The organism is Pseudomonas petroselini (genome assembly GCF_045037875.1).
Lineage (GTDB): Bacteria > Pseudomonadota > Gammaproteobacteria > Pseudomonadales > Pseudomonadaceae > Aquipseudomonas > Aquipseudomonas petroselini.
In genome coordinates this window covers 476,379-490,386 of record NZ_CP173614.1, presented here as the reverse complement: position 1 = coordinate 490,386, position 14,008 = coordinate 476,379, and the positions used below count along the sequence as shown (strand labels likewise).

Sequence of the window (14,008 nt, the reverse complement as noted above, 5' to 3'; positions counted from 1 at the left end):
GCTTGGAAGGGACTCAGGCGGCGGTGAGCCGTGCTGGGCAAGTCAAACTTAAACGAGAACACACTTATGCTTTTTTCCCGTAAGGCGGTTTCCAAGCGTCACTTGCTGCTGATCGCAGCCGGTTTCAGCACTGTGCTGACCGGTTGCGCCACGTCGCCGGCCTCCAAGGTCACGTCGAGCACCAAGGTCGAGTATTACCCTAACTGCTACGAGCCGGTGCAGCATCTGCGTGCGACCGATTCGGACATGACCAAGTCGGTCGTGACCGGTGCGGCCATCGGCGCTGCCGGCGGTGCACTGCTGGGCGCCCTCACCGGCGACAAGGAAAAACGTGGCCGTAACGCCGCCATCGGTGCTGCAGGCGGCGCGTTGGCCGGCGGCGCGGCGGGTTACTACACCGAACGTCAGAAGCAGATCGCCGATGACAACCAGCGTATTGCCTCGTATGCGGCTGACGTGAACAAAAGCGCCTCCGACATCGACCGCAGCACTGCGTACGCCAAGGCGTCCCAACAGTGCTACCAGAGCGCGTTCACCAAGTTGGTGGCTGATCGCAAAGCCAAGACCGTCAACGACACCGAAGGCCGCAAGCGCCTGGCGGAAATCGTCTCGGGCCTGAAGGAATCCAATGACCTGATCGTTGCGGTCAACGGTAAAGCCGCCGAAGACCTGAACAACTACACCCAGGCCTACGAGAAAGACCTGCAACAGGTTGGCGTACAGCGTACCGACGTGGTCACCGTGGCCAAGGCCGATGTAACCCCCGCTGTGACATCGGGCAAGAAGAAAGGCACAGGCACCAAACCGCCCAAAAAGCCGGTTCTTCCAACCGTACCAACAGAAGCGGTGAGCACCGAGAAGACCTTCCAGACCGCCCAGACCAAGCAAGATGAAAGCAAGAAGGTCGCCAGCGCCGGTAAAGCTCAGCTCGAAGGCAGCTGCCGCGATCCGAACCTGGCCGACTGGGCACCGGTACCTTGCCCAAACGTTTAAGTAAAATGCTGCTATAAGCGTCAAACGCCAGCCGATCTTCCGCTAATGCGCTAGATCGGTGGCGTTCTTTTTGCAAATCGTTAAACTGCTGCGGCCACTCAATAATTACACCGAGGCCGTGTGCATGAAATTTCGTCTTCTCCTGTGGGTGCTGGGCCTGATGATGGGCAAAGCCAGCCGCACCAATCCTGCCTTCCAGCAGCAACTGGGTGACAAAGACCTGGCCTTCCAGCTGCAGACGCTCGACGGCAAGGTTGCCCGTCACTTCATCGTCAAAGACCAACGCATCACCAGTCGCTCGGGTGTTCACCCGGCGCCGGCGTTTGCTATCGCGTTCAAGGACGCCGCCTACGGCTTCGCCACGATGCAGGCGAAGAACAAGCAACTGGCGTTCATGACGGGGATTCAGGACAAGTCGATCCAGATCAAGGGCAACCCGGCGCTGGTGATCTGGTTCCAGGGGTTGACCAAGTATTTGAAGCCGAAGAAAAAGAAGTAGACCGAGGTGGATTCATCGGGGGCAAGCCCCCTCCCACACTTGGCTGTGCTCGCAGATCAACCTGTGGGAGGGGGCTTGCCCCCGACAGTGGTCTAACACGCTACCGATTCAGCCCTGGCTGAACTGGGACGCCAACTCGCGCAACAGCACTTCAGCATCCAGCACTTTGCCCACCACTTCCTCAGCCTTGTCACGGCTCAAGCCCAGACGCTCAAGCAGCGCGTCCGGAATCGCCTCGTCCGGCCCGGAGCCAATCCCCCGGCTGCGCAACAAGCGCACCGCCAAGCACACCAGGTTCGGATACTCAGCATATTGCCCGTCGTAGGTCGGGTCGTGCTGGAAGCGCAGGGCGGTGGACAATTCGTCCGGCATGTCCCAGTAGCGCATCAACCAGGCACCGATCTGCTCGCGGCTGATGCCCAGCAAGTGTTGCTCGACATAGCTGTGGCACAGGTGCGGGTTGACCTCCAGGTGGCGGCAGATCAGCGAGAAGTGCGGCGGGAACACGTGGGCCAGCAGCAGGTAACCGAAGTTGTGCAGCAGGCCGGCCAGGTAGGTCAGGCCGGCTTCCGGGCGCTGGGCGCGGGGCATGGCGCGGGTCAGGCCTTCGATCACGGCGGCGGTGTAGATGGACTGGTGCCAGTATGGCGTGGCCTGGTGTGGGTGGTCCTTGGGCAGGCTCAGGGTTTTGCCCAAGGCCAGGCCCAGCGCCAGGTTGATCACCAGGTCGAAGCCCAGCACGCGCACGATGGCATCTTCCACCGAGCGGATCTTGCCCGGCGACGCGTAGTAGGGCGACGCGGCCCAGCTCACCACTTGCGCGGCCAGGGACGGGTCGGTCTCGACCACGCCGGTGATGTCATCGATGGTGGCATTGGGGTCGACGCGCAGCTTGATGATCTTCTGCGCGGTGTCGGCCAGCGGTGGAATCTCGATGGTCGCTTCCAGGCGTTGCTGGATGCGGCGCGCGGTGAACGCTTGCATCGCCTGGGTGATTTCCTCGCGGTCGTCGTTTGGGCGGTCGAGGTTCGGGCGAATGTTGCTCAGCGGCTCGCCGAATTGAGCAGCGCTGGCCTTGGTCAGCATGGTCTTGAAGTCGTCGCTGGCGATTTCCAGCAGCAGCCCGGCTTCGCCCGAATGCACCAGCAGGTTCGGCTCATTGAGCAGGCTGCCTTCGTACAGGCACGGTGAGCTGGTGAGGGGCGGCAGGCCTGGCAGCAGGCTCAGGTCATGCTTGCCCAGCATGCGCGCGACGCGCTCCGGCGACACGGCAATGAGGCGGCGACCGGTCAGTTCGGTGAGGCGGTTGAGGTCGAGCAACTGGTTCTGCGGGAACAGCACCATCAGTGCGCCCACCGCATCTTCCAGCAATACGGCCTGGACCTTTCGCGCAGGATTCAGGCCCGGTAGATCCGCGACTTCCGTATAGGGGATGGCGAGTTTTGCGAGCAGAGCCTGAATGACCGGCGGGGCGGTCAGTGGGGCTGTGGCGAGGGCAACTTCTGACATGGCCTGATCCAATTTCTTACAATCATTGGAGTATAACCAGCTTGCTACCTCTGTTGGTCGGTTAAGTGAGTCAGGCGTCACACTTGGCCGTATTGCTGCCCATGGCGCAACCAGCGATTCAGCAACGGGCTGACATGCTCCGGCCAACGTTCAAGCAAGGCTTGCGCGGCATCGCGTACGGCGGGCAGCAAATCGGCGTCGCGCATCAGGTCGGCGACCTTGAATTGCAGCAGGCCGGTCTGGCGGGTGCCGAGCATTTCGCCGGGCCCACGCAGTTCGAGGTCCTTTTCGGCGATGACAAAACCGTCGTTGGTTTCGCGCATGATGCCCAGGCGCTGACGACCGATCTGCGACAGTGGCGGGTGGTAGAGCAGCACACAATGGCTGGCCGCGCTGCCCCGGCCGACACGTCCGCGCAACTGGTGCAACTGCGCCAGGCCGAGGCGCTCGGGGTTTTCGATGATCATCAGGCTGGCGTTGGGCACGTCCACGCCTACTTCGATCACCGTGGTGGCCACCAGCAGTTGCAGATTGCCGGCCTTGAACTCGGCCATTACCGCGGCCTTTTCCGCAGGCTTCATGCGCCCGTGGATCAGCCCGACCTTAAGCTCGCCGAGGGCGCTGGTCAGGTCTTCGTAGGTGGTTTCGGCGGCCTGGCAGGTCAGCTCTTCGGACTCTTCGATCAGCGTACAGACCCAGTAGGCCTGGCGACCTTCGGCACAGGCGCCGCGCACGCGCTCGATCACTTCGACACGCCGGGTGTCGGTGACCAGTACGGTGTTGACGGGCGTACGGCCAGGCGGCAGTTCGTCGAGGATCGAGGTGTCGAGGTCGGCGTAGGCGCTCATGGCCAGCGTGCGCGGGATCGGTGTGGCGGTCATGATCAACTGGTGCGGGTTCATGCGCCCGCCCACGCCTTTCTGGCGCAGGGCCAGGCGCTGCTGCACGCCGAAACGGTGCTGTTCGTCGATGATCACCAGGGCCAGGTTCTTGAACTGCACCTCGTCCTGGAACAGCGCGTGGGTGCCCACCACCATCGGTGCGCCGCCGGCGATCTGTTCGAGTGCGGCTGCGCGGTTCTTGCCTTTGAGCTTGCCGGCCAACCAGGCGACTTCCAGGCCCAGCGGTTCGAGCCAGCGCTTGAAGGTGATGAAGTGTTGCTCGGCCAGGATCTCGGTCGGCGCCATCAGCGCCACCTGGTAACCGGCTTCCAGCGCTTGCAGCGCGGCGAGGGCGGCGACCACGGTTTTGCCCGCGCCGACGTCGCCCTGGATCAGGCGCAGCATCGGTTCTTTCTGGCTGAGGTCATAAGCGATCTCATTACCCACGCGCTGCTGGGCGCCGGTCGGGGCAAAACCGAGGTTGGCCAGGTACAGCGCGGGCAGACGCGTGGCCTTGGGCATCGCTGGCGCGCGCAGGGAACGCATGCTTTCGCGCAGGCGTTGCTGGGACAGTTGATGGGTCAGCAGCTCTTCGAAGGCCAGGCGGTGCTGGGCCCAGTGATGACCGAGGGCCAGTTCGTCGACATCGGCGTCGGCGGGCGGGTGATGCAGGTAGCGAATCGCATCGTCCAGCGGCGCCAATTGATAGTCGCGAGCCAGTTCCTCAGGCAGCCAGTCGGGCAGGCTTTTCGGGCCGAGCATCGTCAGCGTCTGCATGCACAGCTGGCGCAGGCGTTGCTGGGTCAGGCCTTCGGTGAGCGGGTAGATCGGGGTGAGCGTGGTGTCGACCGGCGGCGGTTCATCCCCGGTGATGGCGCGGTATTCCGGGTGATAGATCTCCAGGCCTGACGCACCGGGCCGCGCTTCGCCGTAGCAGCGCACGCGGGTGCCGCGCTTAAGGCCTTCCTTCTGCGCGTTGCTGAAATGGTAGAAACGCAGGCTGAGGCCGCCGGTACCGTCCTGAAGCCGCACGACCAAGCTGCGGCGTTTGCCCATGACCACGTCGGCACCGCTGACGGTGCCTTCGACCACCGCATCCTGCCCAGGGCGTAACTGGCCGATGGGCACTACGCGGGTGCGGTCCTGATAGCGCAAGGGCAGGTGGAACAGCACGTCCTGGAGGTTCTCCAGGCCGACCTTGGCCAGCTTCTCGGCCATGGCTTCACCGACACCCTTGAGTGCCGTCACCGACACCTGCGACAGCTCAGTCATACCCTTGCTTAACTCGCAGCAGGCGGCTTGGCCACCGAACACAGGCGGATCGAGTCGGCGAGGATCTCAATGGCTTTTGGCCGTGGGAAGCTGGCGCGCCAGGCGATCGCCACGGTGCGGAACGGCACTGGCGGCGTGAGTGGGCGCACTTCAATCACGCCGGGGGCGTAGTGATGGCTGTCCACCGCCGACAGCGGCAGGATCGAGATGCCCAGGCCCGACGCGACCATGTGCCGAATGGTTTCCAGGGAGCTGGATTCCACGGTGGTGTGCTTGGCGCCGTCGTTGCCTTTGGTCAGGGTCGGGCAGGCTTCGAGGACCTGGTCGCGGAAGCAGTGACCTTCGCCGAGCAGCAGCAGGCTCTTGTCGTTGAGCAGGCCGGCGTCGATGGTGTCTTTCTGCGTCCACGGGTGGGAGGCCGGCATCAGCACGTAGAACGGCTCGTCGTAGAGCGGCAGGGTCAGCACGTCGGCTTCATTGAACGGCAGGGCGATGATGATCGCGTCCAGCTCGCCGTTGCGCAGTTTGTCGCGCAGCACGTGGGTGAAGTTTTCTTCGATATACAGCGGCATCTGCGGCGCGACGCGGTGCAGTTGCGGAATCAGGTGCGGGAACAGGTACGGGCCGACGGTGTAGATGGCGCCGACTTTCAGCGGTGCGGTCAGCTGGTTCTTGCCGGCCTGGGCCAGCTCGCGAATGCTCTGTGCTTGCTCCAGCACCTTCTGTGCCTGGGCCACAATACCTTCACCCACGGGGGTGAGGCGCACGGCGCTCTTGCTGCGCTCGAAAATCAGCACACCGAGTTCGTCTTCAAGCTTTTTCACGCCCACCGACAGCGTCGGCTGGCTGACGTGGCAACGCTCAGCCGCGTGGCCGAAATGCTGCTCTTGGGCGAGGGTAACGATGTAGCGTAATTCTGTAAGAGTCATAGCGGGCGTCCATGAGGTTGCGGGCCAAGCATACCGGCTGCAATCGATAGACGCACGTTATCAGAAGTTTGGTAGGGATTGAGCGGAGAGTAGTCGGGAATTTTCTTGTGCGATGAAACCAAAATGTGGGAGGGGCAAGCCCCTTCCCACATTGCTTCCTGTGTGCCTTTAGCGGCGGCGTTTCTCGATGTTGTACACGAACGGTGCAACGATCTCGATGCTGCCACCTTTGAGCATGTCCGCCGGCGGCTTGGGCAGCGGCTGGGCACGACGGATCATGTCCAGCGTGGCACGGTCCAGGTCGGCGTTGCCGGAGCGGCCGACCAACTCGTAGGACAGCACGTTACCGTCGGCATCCACCACGAACTTCAGGCGGTTCAAGCCTTCCTTGCCACGGGCCTGGGCACCTGGCGGGTATTTCTTGTACTTCTGCAAGTGTGCCAGCAGGGTGCCTTCCCAGGACGCTTTGGCGGCGATCTGTTGTGGCGACGGGCCAGGTACCGGTTGGGCCGATTTTTCAGCCGGCGCTTGGGTCGGCGGAGCGTCGCTCGGCGGGTCCTCGGAGGGTTTCTCCTTGGGCGGCTCGATCTTCTTCTCCACCGGCTTGGGCGGCTGCGGTTTAGGCTTGGGCTTGACCGGCTTGGGCACCTGGATTGTCGGCTTGGGGGCCTCGGCCAGTTTCGGCAGGGGCAGCTCTTCTACCGGTGCAGGCGGTTGCGGCGGCGTTACCACTTTGGGCGGTGCCGGCGGTGGTGGCGCTGGCATCGGGGCCAGGTCGATGACCATGGCAGCCGGTGGCAACTGCACCGTGCGCGGCGCCGACCAATGAAGCGCGATAGCAATCGCGATGGCATGCACGCCCAGTACGACGGCGAGGCTGGTGCCATAACGCGTCAGTTTGTGGCGCGTCGTGATCATTTCTTGGCTGCCGTCTCAAGTCCGACCAGGCCTACCTTGAGGTAGCCGGCTGCCCGCAGGGCATCCATCACGCTCATCAGGTCGCCGTAGTCCACGCCCTTGTCGGCCTGGAAGAAGATCGTCGTGTCTTTTTTGCCTTGGGTCTTGGCGTCGAGCACCGGACCCAGGGTTTCAGCCTTGACTTCCTCTTCGCCCAGGAACAGGCGTTGGTCCGCCTTGACGCTGAGGAAGATCGGTTTCTCTGGTCGCGGTGCCGGCTTGGCGCTGGACGCGGGCAGGTCAACCTTGATGTCCACGGTGGCCAACGGTGCCGCCACCATGAAGATGATCAACAGCACCAGCATCACGTCGATAAACGGCGTGACGTTGATTTCGTGGTTCTCGACGAGTTCGTCGTCGCCTTGATTCAAATGCAGGCCCATGGCCGATTACCCCACTTTCACCATGTGCGGTTGCGAGCTGCGCTCGGTAGGCAGGTGATCGAGGTCGCGGCTGACCAGCAGCAGGACTTCCGCCGACGCGTCCGATACCTGGGCCTTGTAGCCGGCAATCGAACGGGCAAAGACGTTGTAGATCACCACCGCAGGAATCGCGGCAACCAGGCCCAGGGCGGTAGCCAGCAGGGCTTCGGCGATGCCGGGGGCAACGACGGCGAGGTTGGTGGTCTGGGTTTTGGCGATACCGATAAAGCTGTTCATGATGCCCCACACGGTACCGAACAGGCCGACGAAGGGCGCAGTGGAACCAATGGTCGCCAGCACGCCGGTGCCGCTGCTCATGTTACGACCGCAGGCCGCCACCAGGCGCTCCAGGCGGAAGGCCACACGTTCCTTGATGCCTTCTTTTTCGCGGGCGTTGGCCGACAGGCGCATCTCTTCCAGCGCGTCGTGCACCAGCGTGTTGGCCAGGGTGCCTTTCTTGGTCGCGCTTTCGCTGGCTTCCTTGAGGGTGGTGGCCTTTTTCAGGTGGACGATTTCGTTACGCAGACGGCGTTTGGCGCCCAGCAGCTCGAAGCCTTTGGCGATCCAGATGGTCCAGGTGATGATCGAGGCGATGGCCAGGCCGATCATGACGGCTTTCACCACCACGTCAGCGTTCTGGTACATGCCCCATGGCGACAGGTCGTGGGCCATGCCCAGGGTGTTGTCTTCTTCCAGCACCACACCGGTGTCGTCGGCGGAGGCTGGATCAGCAGCCTGGGCCGGGTCGGTGGCAGCGGGCGCTGTAGCAGGCGCTGCGGGTGCTGCCGGTGCTAAGGCTGCAGGCGGGGTAGTGGGTGCGGTGGCATCAGCGAAGGCGGCGGTCGGTGCCAGCAGTACGCTGAACAGCAGCGCAGCAATCGCGCGCCAGGCGCGGGATGGGCTGTGAAGCTTGGTTGGCGAAGCGGGGGTTGTATTACGTGTCATGCTGGCCGGACCTGAGTAAAAAAATGAGTGATCGTCCTTCCAGACCCAGGGGTCGAGGACAAATGGGCGGTTATTATTGCAAGTAATTCTTGTTAACAGAAGTAATACAGTAACTTTATTTGCCCTTTTTCTGGCCGACGGTCATCTGCGAAGGCTAACCTAGACCTTTCAGTAGGGAGTTTTGTGATGTCAGCGCCTTCGGTTGTGATTGCGGGTTGTGGCGATGTGGGGAGTCGGCTGGCCAGCCAGTTGCTCGCCTCCGGCTGGGAGGTGCATGGCCTGCGCCGCGATGTTTCGCGGCTTCCCGACGGCGTGATCGGCATCGCCGGCGACCTGTTCAAGAAAGATTGCCCTGACACCTGGCCGATCGGCGGGGTGGATTACCTGGTGTACTGCGCCGCCGCGACGGATCACGACGAAGCCGGTTATCGCGCCGCTTACGTACAAGGGCTGAAACATGTACTGGAGTGGCTGGGCGACTACGGCCAGGAGCCCAGGCACCTGCTGTTTGTCTCCAGCAGCAGCGTTTACGGGCAGCAGAATGGCGAGTGGGTCGACGAAACGTCGGAGACTCAGGCGAAGGGGTATTCCGGGCAAGTGATGTTGGAGGCCGAGCAAGTGGCGCTTAACAGCGGTATCCCGGCCAGCATTGTCCGCCTGACCGGTATCTACGGTCCGGGCCGCGAATGGCTGCTGACCCAGGTCCGCCAAGGCTACCGTGTAGCAGTCGACCCACCTTTATATGGCAACCGCATTCACGCGGAGGACGCAGCGGGTTTGCTGGCGTTTTTGTTGCGGCACGTGGAAAGCGGCGGTGCGTTGGACAAGGTCTACATCGGCGTTGACGATGCGCCCGCGCCACTGGCCGAAGTGGTGGGCTGGTTGCGCGAATTCCTTGGGGTGACCGAGTGGGCTGAGGACGCTAGTGTGCGGCGGGCGGGCAGCAAGCAGTGCAGCAATGCCCGGGCGAAAGCGTTGGGTTGGACGCCGACCTACCCGACTTATCGCGAAGGCTATGCTGCGATCCTCAAGGGCTGAAACGCAGTCAAAAAATGTGGGAGGGGGCTTGCCCCCGATAGCGGCGTGTCAGCCACAGTTGTATTAGCTGATGTACTGCAATCGGGGGCAAGCCCCCTCCCACATTTGGATTTGCGGCATGGCGGCTATTGTTTTACCAGCAGCCATTGACGGGGGCCGGGGGTGAACTGAGGTACTTCGTCGGCCTGCGCGGTATTCACCGCCTGGAAAATCTCCAGTTGCTTGCCCTTGCGCACAAAGATCCACGGGTTGCCCTGGCCATTGAGTTGCAGCCAGATGCTGTCGTAGCCACCGCTCATTGAGGCGCAATCACCGGCCAGGCACAGCGAGTACCGATCAACATTAGGCAGGCCGGCGACCTTGCCGTCAGCCTGGAACTGCACGATGGCGCCGCTGCCGAAGCCGTCGCTGATCTTCCAGTCGCCGCCCAGGTAGGCCGCGTACAGTGCCCGCTCGAAGTTGGCACCCAGCGGCGCGCCTTCGGGAGCTGGGTCTTTGGCGCGGGCGAACAGCTGTTCAGGCTCGTTGTCGTTTGCCACTTGCAGCAGTTGCTTGCCTTTGCGCTTGAGTTCGGTGGCGGAACTGCCGTAGAAGTCCACGCTCCAGGCGCCGGATTTTTCACCCAGCAACTTGCCTTCGGCCACTTCAAAACCGTTGTAATAGCGCGCTTGCGAGGCCTTGGAATTGACCTCCCACTCGAGGTTCGGGCCAAAGCTCTGCAAGGCTTCACGCAAAGGGCCGCCCTTGGCTGCCGCATCGATGGCGACCTGGTTGATCCAGGTGCCGCTCACATCCAGGTCCGCAGGGTTGCTGGCGCAGCCGCTAAGCAACAGGGCGAGCATTGATGAGGCTACAAGCGCTTTGCGCATCATGAAATCCTTTCGAAACGAAGTCGGCGCAGCCTGTGCGGGCTGCGCCGGGTGTTTTACTCGATGACCAGAATGGCGTCCATCTCAACCTGTGCACCCTTGGGCAGGGCGGCCACACCGATGGCGGCGCGGGCTGGGTAGGGCTGTTCGAAGTACTTGCCCATGATCTCGTTGACCTTGGCGAAGTGGCTCAGGTCGGTGAGGAAGATGTTCAGCTTGACGATGTGTTTGAACGAACCGCCAGCGGCTTCAGCAACCGACTTGAGGTTTTCGAAGACCTGTACGGTCTGTGCTTCGAAGCCTTCCACCAGTTCCATGGTCTTTGGGTCCAATGGGATCTGGCCGGACATGTAGACGGTGTTGCCCGCCTTGATCGCCTGGGAGTAAGTGCCGATGGCAGCAGGGGCTTTGTCGCTGGTGATAACAGTCTTGGTCATGAAAGACTCCTTGTAATAAGTGGGCTCGCTGAAGCGCTATGCGCGCATGCGGGTGATGCGGATGACCCCGGTCAAGGCACGCAGTTTCTTGATCACTCGGGCCAAGTGCACGCGGTCGTGGACGCTGACCACAAGCTGGACCACGCTGATGCGGCCATCGCGCTCGTCCATGCTGATTTTCTCGATATTGCCGTCGGCCGCATTGACGCTGCTGGCGAGCAGGGCGATCAGGCCGCGCTGGTGTTCGAGTTCCACCCGCAGCTCGACGTTGAATTCGCCGGTGACGTCCTTGGCCCAGGACAGCTGGATGCATTTTTCCGGGTTGTGACGGATTTCGGTGATGTTGCGGCAGTTGTCCAGGTGCACCACCATGCCTTTGCCCGCCGACAAGTGGCCGACAATCGGGTCGCCTGGGATCGGCGTGCAGCACTTGGCGTAGCTGAGCACCAGGCCCTCGGTGCCGCGAATCGCCAGCGGGCCTTCCGGGCTTGGCAGCTGTTCGCCTTCGCCGAGCAGGCGGCGTGCGACGACATAAGCCATGCGGTTGCCCAGGCCGATATCTTCCAGCAGGTCCTCGATGGTTTCCTGGCGGTACTCGTGGAGCATCGCTTGCACGCGCTCCTGCGGGATCTTGTCCAAGGCACTGTCGAAACCGTTGAGCACCTTGTTCAGCAGGCGTTCGCCCAGGCTGATGGACTCGGAACGGCGCTGCAGTTTCAAGGCGTGACGGATGTGCGTGCGCGCCTTGCCGGTAACCACAAAGTTGAGCCACGCCGGGTTCGGGCGAGCGCCTGGAGCGCTGACGATCTCGACCGTGGAGCCGCTTTGCAGCGGTTCGGACAGCGGTGCGAGACGGCGATTGATCCGACAGGCGATGCAGCTGTTGCCCACGTCGGTGTGCACGGCGTAGGCAAAGTCGACAGCGGTGGAGCCTTTGGGCAGCTCCATGATCCGACCTTTGGGCGTGAACACGTAGACCTCGTCCGGGAACAGGTCGATCTTCACGCTTTCGATGAATTCCAGGGAGTTGCCGGCACGTTGCTGCATTTCCAGCACGCCCTTGACCCACTGGCGGGCGCGAGCATGAGTGCCCTTGGGCTGCTCGTCGCCGCTGGATTTGTACAGCCAATGGGCGGCGATGCCGTTGTTGGCCATCTCTTCCATTTCGCGGGTACGGATCTGGATCTCGATCGGCACCCCGTGCATACCGAACAGCGTGGTATGCAGCGACTGGTAGCCGTTGGCCTTGGGAATCGCGATGTAGTCCTTAAAGCGGCCCGGCAGGGGTTTGTACAAATTATGCACGGCGCCCAGCACGCGGTAGCAGGTGTCGACCTTGTCGACGATGATCCGGAACGCGTACACGTCCATGATCTCGTTGAAGGCCCGGCGCTTGCCGCGCATCTTTTTGTAGATGCCGTAGATGTGTTTTTGTCGGCCGCTGACTTCGCCCTCGATCTCGTCGATCGCCAGGCAATGGCTCAGCGACTCTTCGATCTTGTTGACGATTTCCTTGCGGTTGCCCCGTGCACGCTTGACCGCCTGGTAGATGCGCGCCGAACGCATCGGGTGCATGGCCTTGAAACCGAGGTCTTCGAATTCGATACGAATGGCGTGCATGCCCAGCCGGTTGGCGATGGGCGCGTAGATTTCCAGGGTTTCCTTGGCGATGCGCCGACGTTTTTCGCCGGACAGCACTTCCAGCGTGCGCATGTTGTGCAGCCGGTCGGCCAGCTTGACCAGGATCACGCGGATGTCGCGTGCCATGGCCATGGCCATCTTCTGGAAGTTTTCCGCCTGGGCTTCGGCCTTGGTCTCGAAGTTCATCTGGGTCAGTTTGCTGACCCCATCGACCAGTTCGGCCACGGTTTCGCCAAATTGCGCGCTGAGCGCTTCCTTGGCGATGCCGGTGTCTTCGATCACGTCATGCAGCATCGCGGCCATCAGGCTCTGATGGTCCATGTGCATGTCGGCCAGAATATTTGCCACCGCAAGAGGATGGGTGACGTACGCCTCGCCACTGCGGCGGCGTTGGCCGTCGTGGGCTTGTTCGGCGTAGAAATACGCTCGGCGGACCAGGTTGACCTGGTCTGGGCCGAGGTAGGTCGATAAGCGATCGGCGAGGGCGTCTATGCTCGGCAAAGGATGAACTCCTGCCGTTGGCTGTGACCCCGCGCCGTGCTACGTCGACCAGGCATAGGCTTAGACGGCCTCGTTGGACTCGTCCTCGAACGCTGCAAACAGCGGTTCGTCTTCAACGATTTCAGCGTTGGCGATGAACTCGTAGCTCATCAGGCCTTCAGCGATTTCACGCAGGGCTACAACGGTAGGCTTGTCGTTTTCCCACTGGACCAACGGCTCTTTGCCGCCAGTGGCCAGTTGACGGGCACGCTTGGTAGAGAGCATGACCAGCTCAAAGCGGTTATCCACGTGTTCTAGGCAGTCTTCAACGGTTACGCGGGCCATGGTATTCCTCGGAGCGAATGCAAGATGCGCGCTGCCCGGTTGGGCGAGCGGACTAAACAGTTTAAAAAATCACCAGCGTTTAGGGAAGCGCTGATTTTTCGCAGGCCCTCGCAAAACCGCTACAAGCGCCAATGTAAAGCCCTTGCAGCGGTTTTGGGAAGAGCCAATCAGCCGAGCAATTCGGCGAGTAATTTGCCGAAACGCTGCTGTTGGCGTTTTTGCTGGAGCTGATTGGTGCGGAAAATCGCCTTCAAATCATCCAGTGCATGGGCAAAATCGTCGTTGATGATCAGGTAGTCGTAGTCGACGTAGTGGCTCATTTCGCTGACGGCTTCACGCATGCGGCCTTCGATGATCTCGTCACTGTCCTGGCCACGGTTGGTCAAGCGCTGGTGCAACGCCTCCAGGGACGGCGGCAGGATGAAGATCGAACGCGCCTTGGGCATCAACTGGCGCACTTGCTCGGCGCCCTGCCAGTCGATTTCCAGGATCAGGTCGTGGCCTTCGTCGAGGGTCTGCTGCAAGTGGCTCTGCGACGTGCCGTAGAGGTTGCCGAACACTTCAGCGCGCTCGAGGAAGTCGCCATGTTCAATCATCTTGACGAACTCGGTGCGCTCGACGAAGTGATAGTGCACGCCGTTCACCTCACCCGGGCGCATGGCGCGAGTGGTGTGGGAGACCGAGATGCGGATCTGCTCGTCAGCGTCGGTCAGGGCCTTGACCAGGCTGCTCTTGCCCGCGCCCGAAGGGGCGGAAATGATGTAAAGGGTGCCGGTGCTGTGGGTCATGGA

14 protein-coding genes are annotated in these 14,008 nt (G+C 62.0%); 3 read left to right on the top strand and 11 right to left on the bottom strand.

Translation table 11 applies throughout. The features are described 5' to 3' along the window. Nucleotides 1-66: 66 nt before the first annotated feature. Nucleotides 67-993 carry a type VI secretion system-associated lipoprotein TagQ gene (tagQ, locus tag ACI512_RS02420; RefSeq protein ID WP_043206064.1) on the top strand — a complete coding sequence of 309 codons (927 nt, stop codon included), beginning with the start codon at nt 67-69 and terminating at the stop codon, nt 991-993. 124 nt (nt 994-1,117) lie between these two features. Then, on the top strand, nt 1,118-1,492 hold the full coding sequence (locus tag ACI512_RS02415) for a hypothetical protein (RefSeq protein WP_003195530.1): 375 nt from the start codon (nt 1,118-1,120) through the stop codon (nt 1,490-1,492). 108 nt (nt 1,493-1,600) lie between these two features. On the opposite strand, the gene ACI512_RS02410 is transcribed toward ACI512_RS02415, so the two are convergent. The 6 genes from ACI512_RS02410 to exbB all read right to left on the bottom strand — a co-directional run bounded on the left by ACI512_RS02410 (nt 1,601) and on the right by exbB (nt 8,407). Then, a complete protein-coding gene (locus tag ACI512_RS02410) occupies nt 1,601-3,001 on the bottom strand; it encodes an aminoacyl-tRNA deacylase and HDOD domain-containing protein (protein ID WP_231808549.1) in 1,401 nt (466 codons plus the stop codon). Between the two features lie 77 nt (nt 3,002-3,078). Continuing rightward, nucleotides 3,079-5,154: an ATP-dependent DNA helicase RecG gene (recG, locus tag ACI512_RS02405; RefSeq protein ID WP_236379615.1), complete on the bottom strand. Its 2,076-nt coding sequence runs from the start codon at nt 5,152-5,154 to the stop codon at nt 3,079-3,081. Nucleotides 5,155-5,162: 8 nt separating this feature from the next. Beyond that, nucleotides 5,163-6,083 carry a hydrogen peroxide-inducible genes activator gene (locus tag ACI512_RS02400; protein WP_015886540.1) on the bottom strand — a complete coding sequence of 307 codons (921 nt, stop codon included), beginning with the start codon at nt 6,081-6,083 and terminating at the stop codon, nt 5,163-5,165. Between the two features lie 168 nt (nt 6,084-6,251). Further along, nucleotides 6,252-7,001 (bottom strand): energy transducer TonB, encoded by a 750-nt coding sequence (locus ACI512_RS02395; RefSeq protein WP_015886539.1) that lies wholly within the window; start codon nt 6,999-7,001, stop codon nt 6,252-6,254. Then, a complete protein-coding gene (exbD, locus tag ACI512_RS02390; protein ID WP_003195519.1) occupies nt 6,998-7,423 on the bottom strand; it encodes a TonB system transport protein ExbD in 426 nt (141 codons plus the stop codon). The genes ACI512_RS02395 and exbD overlap by 4 nt, the downstream gene beginning before the upstream one ends. A gap of 6 nt (nt 7,424-7,429) precedes the next feature. Next, nucleotides 7,430-8,407 (bottom strand): tonB-system energizer ExbB, encoded by a 978-nt coding sequence (gene exbB, locus ACI512_RS02385; RefSeq protein WP_236379614.1) that lies wholly within the window; start codon nt 8,405-8,407, stop codon nt 7,430-7,432. Between the two features lie 186 nt (nt 8,408-8,593). On the opposite strand from exbB, the gene ACI512_RS02380 reads away from it, so the two are divergent. Beyond that, nucleotides 8,594-9,445: an SDR family oxidoreductase gene (locus ACI512_RS02380; RefSeq protein WP_236379613.1), complete on the top strand. Its 852-nt coding sequence runs from the start codon at nt 8,594-8,596 to the stop codon at nt 9,443-9,445. 125 nt (nt 9,446-9,570) lie between these two features. Here ACI512_RS02380 and ACI512_RS02375 read toward each other — a convergent pair whose 3' ends face one another. The 5 genes from ACI512_RS02375 to gmk form a co-directional block, all read right to left on the bottom strand. Next, nucleotides 9,571-10,314, bottom strand: a complete 744-nt coding sequence (locus ACI512_RS02375; protein WP_236379612.1) for a hypothetical protein — start codon at nt 10,312-10,314, stop codon at nt 9,571-9,573. A 56-nt stretch (nt 10,315-10,370) separates the two neighbouring features. Beyond that, nucleotides 10,371-10,751: a RidA family protein gene (locus ACI512_RS02370; protein ID WP_236379611.1), complete on the bottom strand. Its 381-nt coding sequence runs from the start codon at nt 10,749-10,751 to the stop codon at nt 10,371-10,373. A gap of 36 nt (nt 10,752-10,787) precedes the next feature. Continuing rightward, nucleotides 10,788-12,893, bottom strand: coding sequence for a bifunctional GTP diphosphokinase/guanosine-3',5'-bis pyrophosphate 3'-pyrophosphohydrolase (gene spoT, locus ACI512_RS02365; RefSeq protein WP_015886535.1), 2,106 nt, complete (start codon nt 12,891-12,893; stop codon nt 10,788-10,790). Between the two features lie 60 nt (nt 12,894-12,953). Further along, the gene (gene rpoZ, locus ACI512_RS02360; protein ID WP_003176920.1) at nt 12,954-13,217 is read right to left on the bottom strand and encodes a DNA-directed RNA polymerase subunit omega; all 264 of its coding nucleotides are present in this window, start codon (nt 13,215-13,217) and stop codon (nt 12,954-12,956) included. Nucleotides 13,218-13,384: 167 nt separating this feature from the next. Then, on the bottom strand, nt 13,385-14,005 hold the full coding sequence (gene gmk / locus ACI512_RS02355) for a guanylate kinase (RefSeq protein ID WP_010168203.1): 621 nt from the start codon (nt 14,003-14,005) through the stop codon (nt 13,385-13,387). Nucleotides 14,006-14,008: the final 3 nt, after the last annotated feature.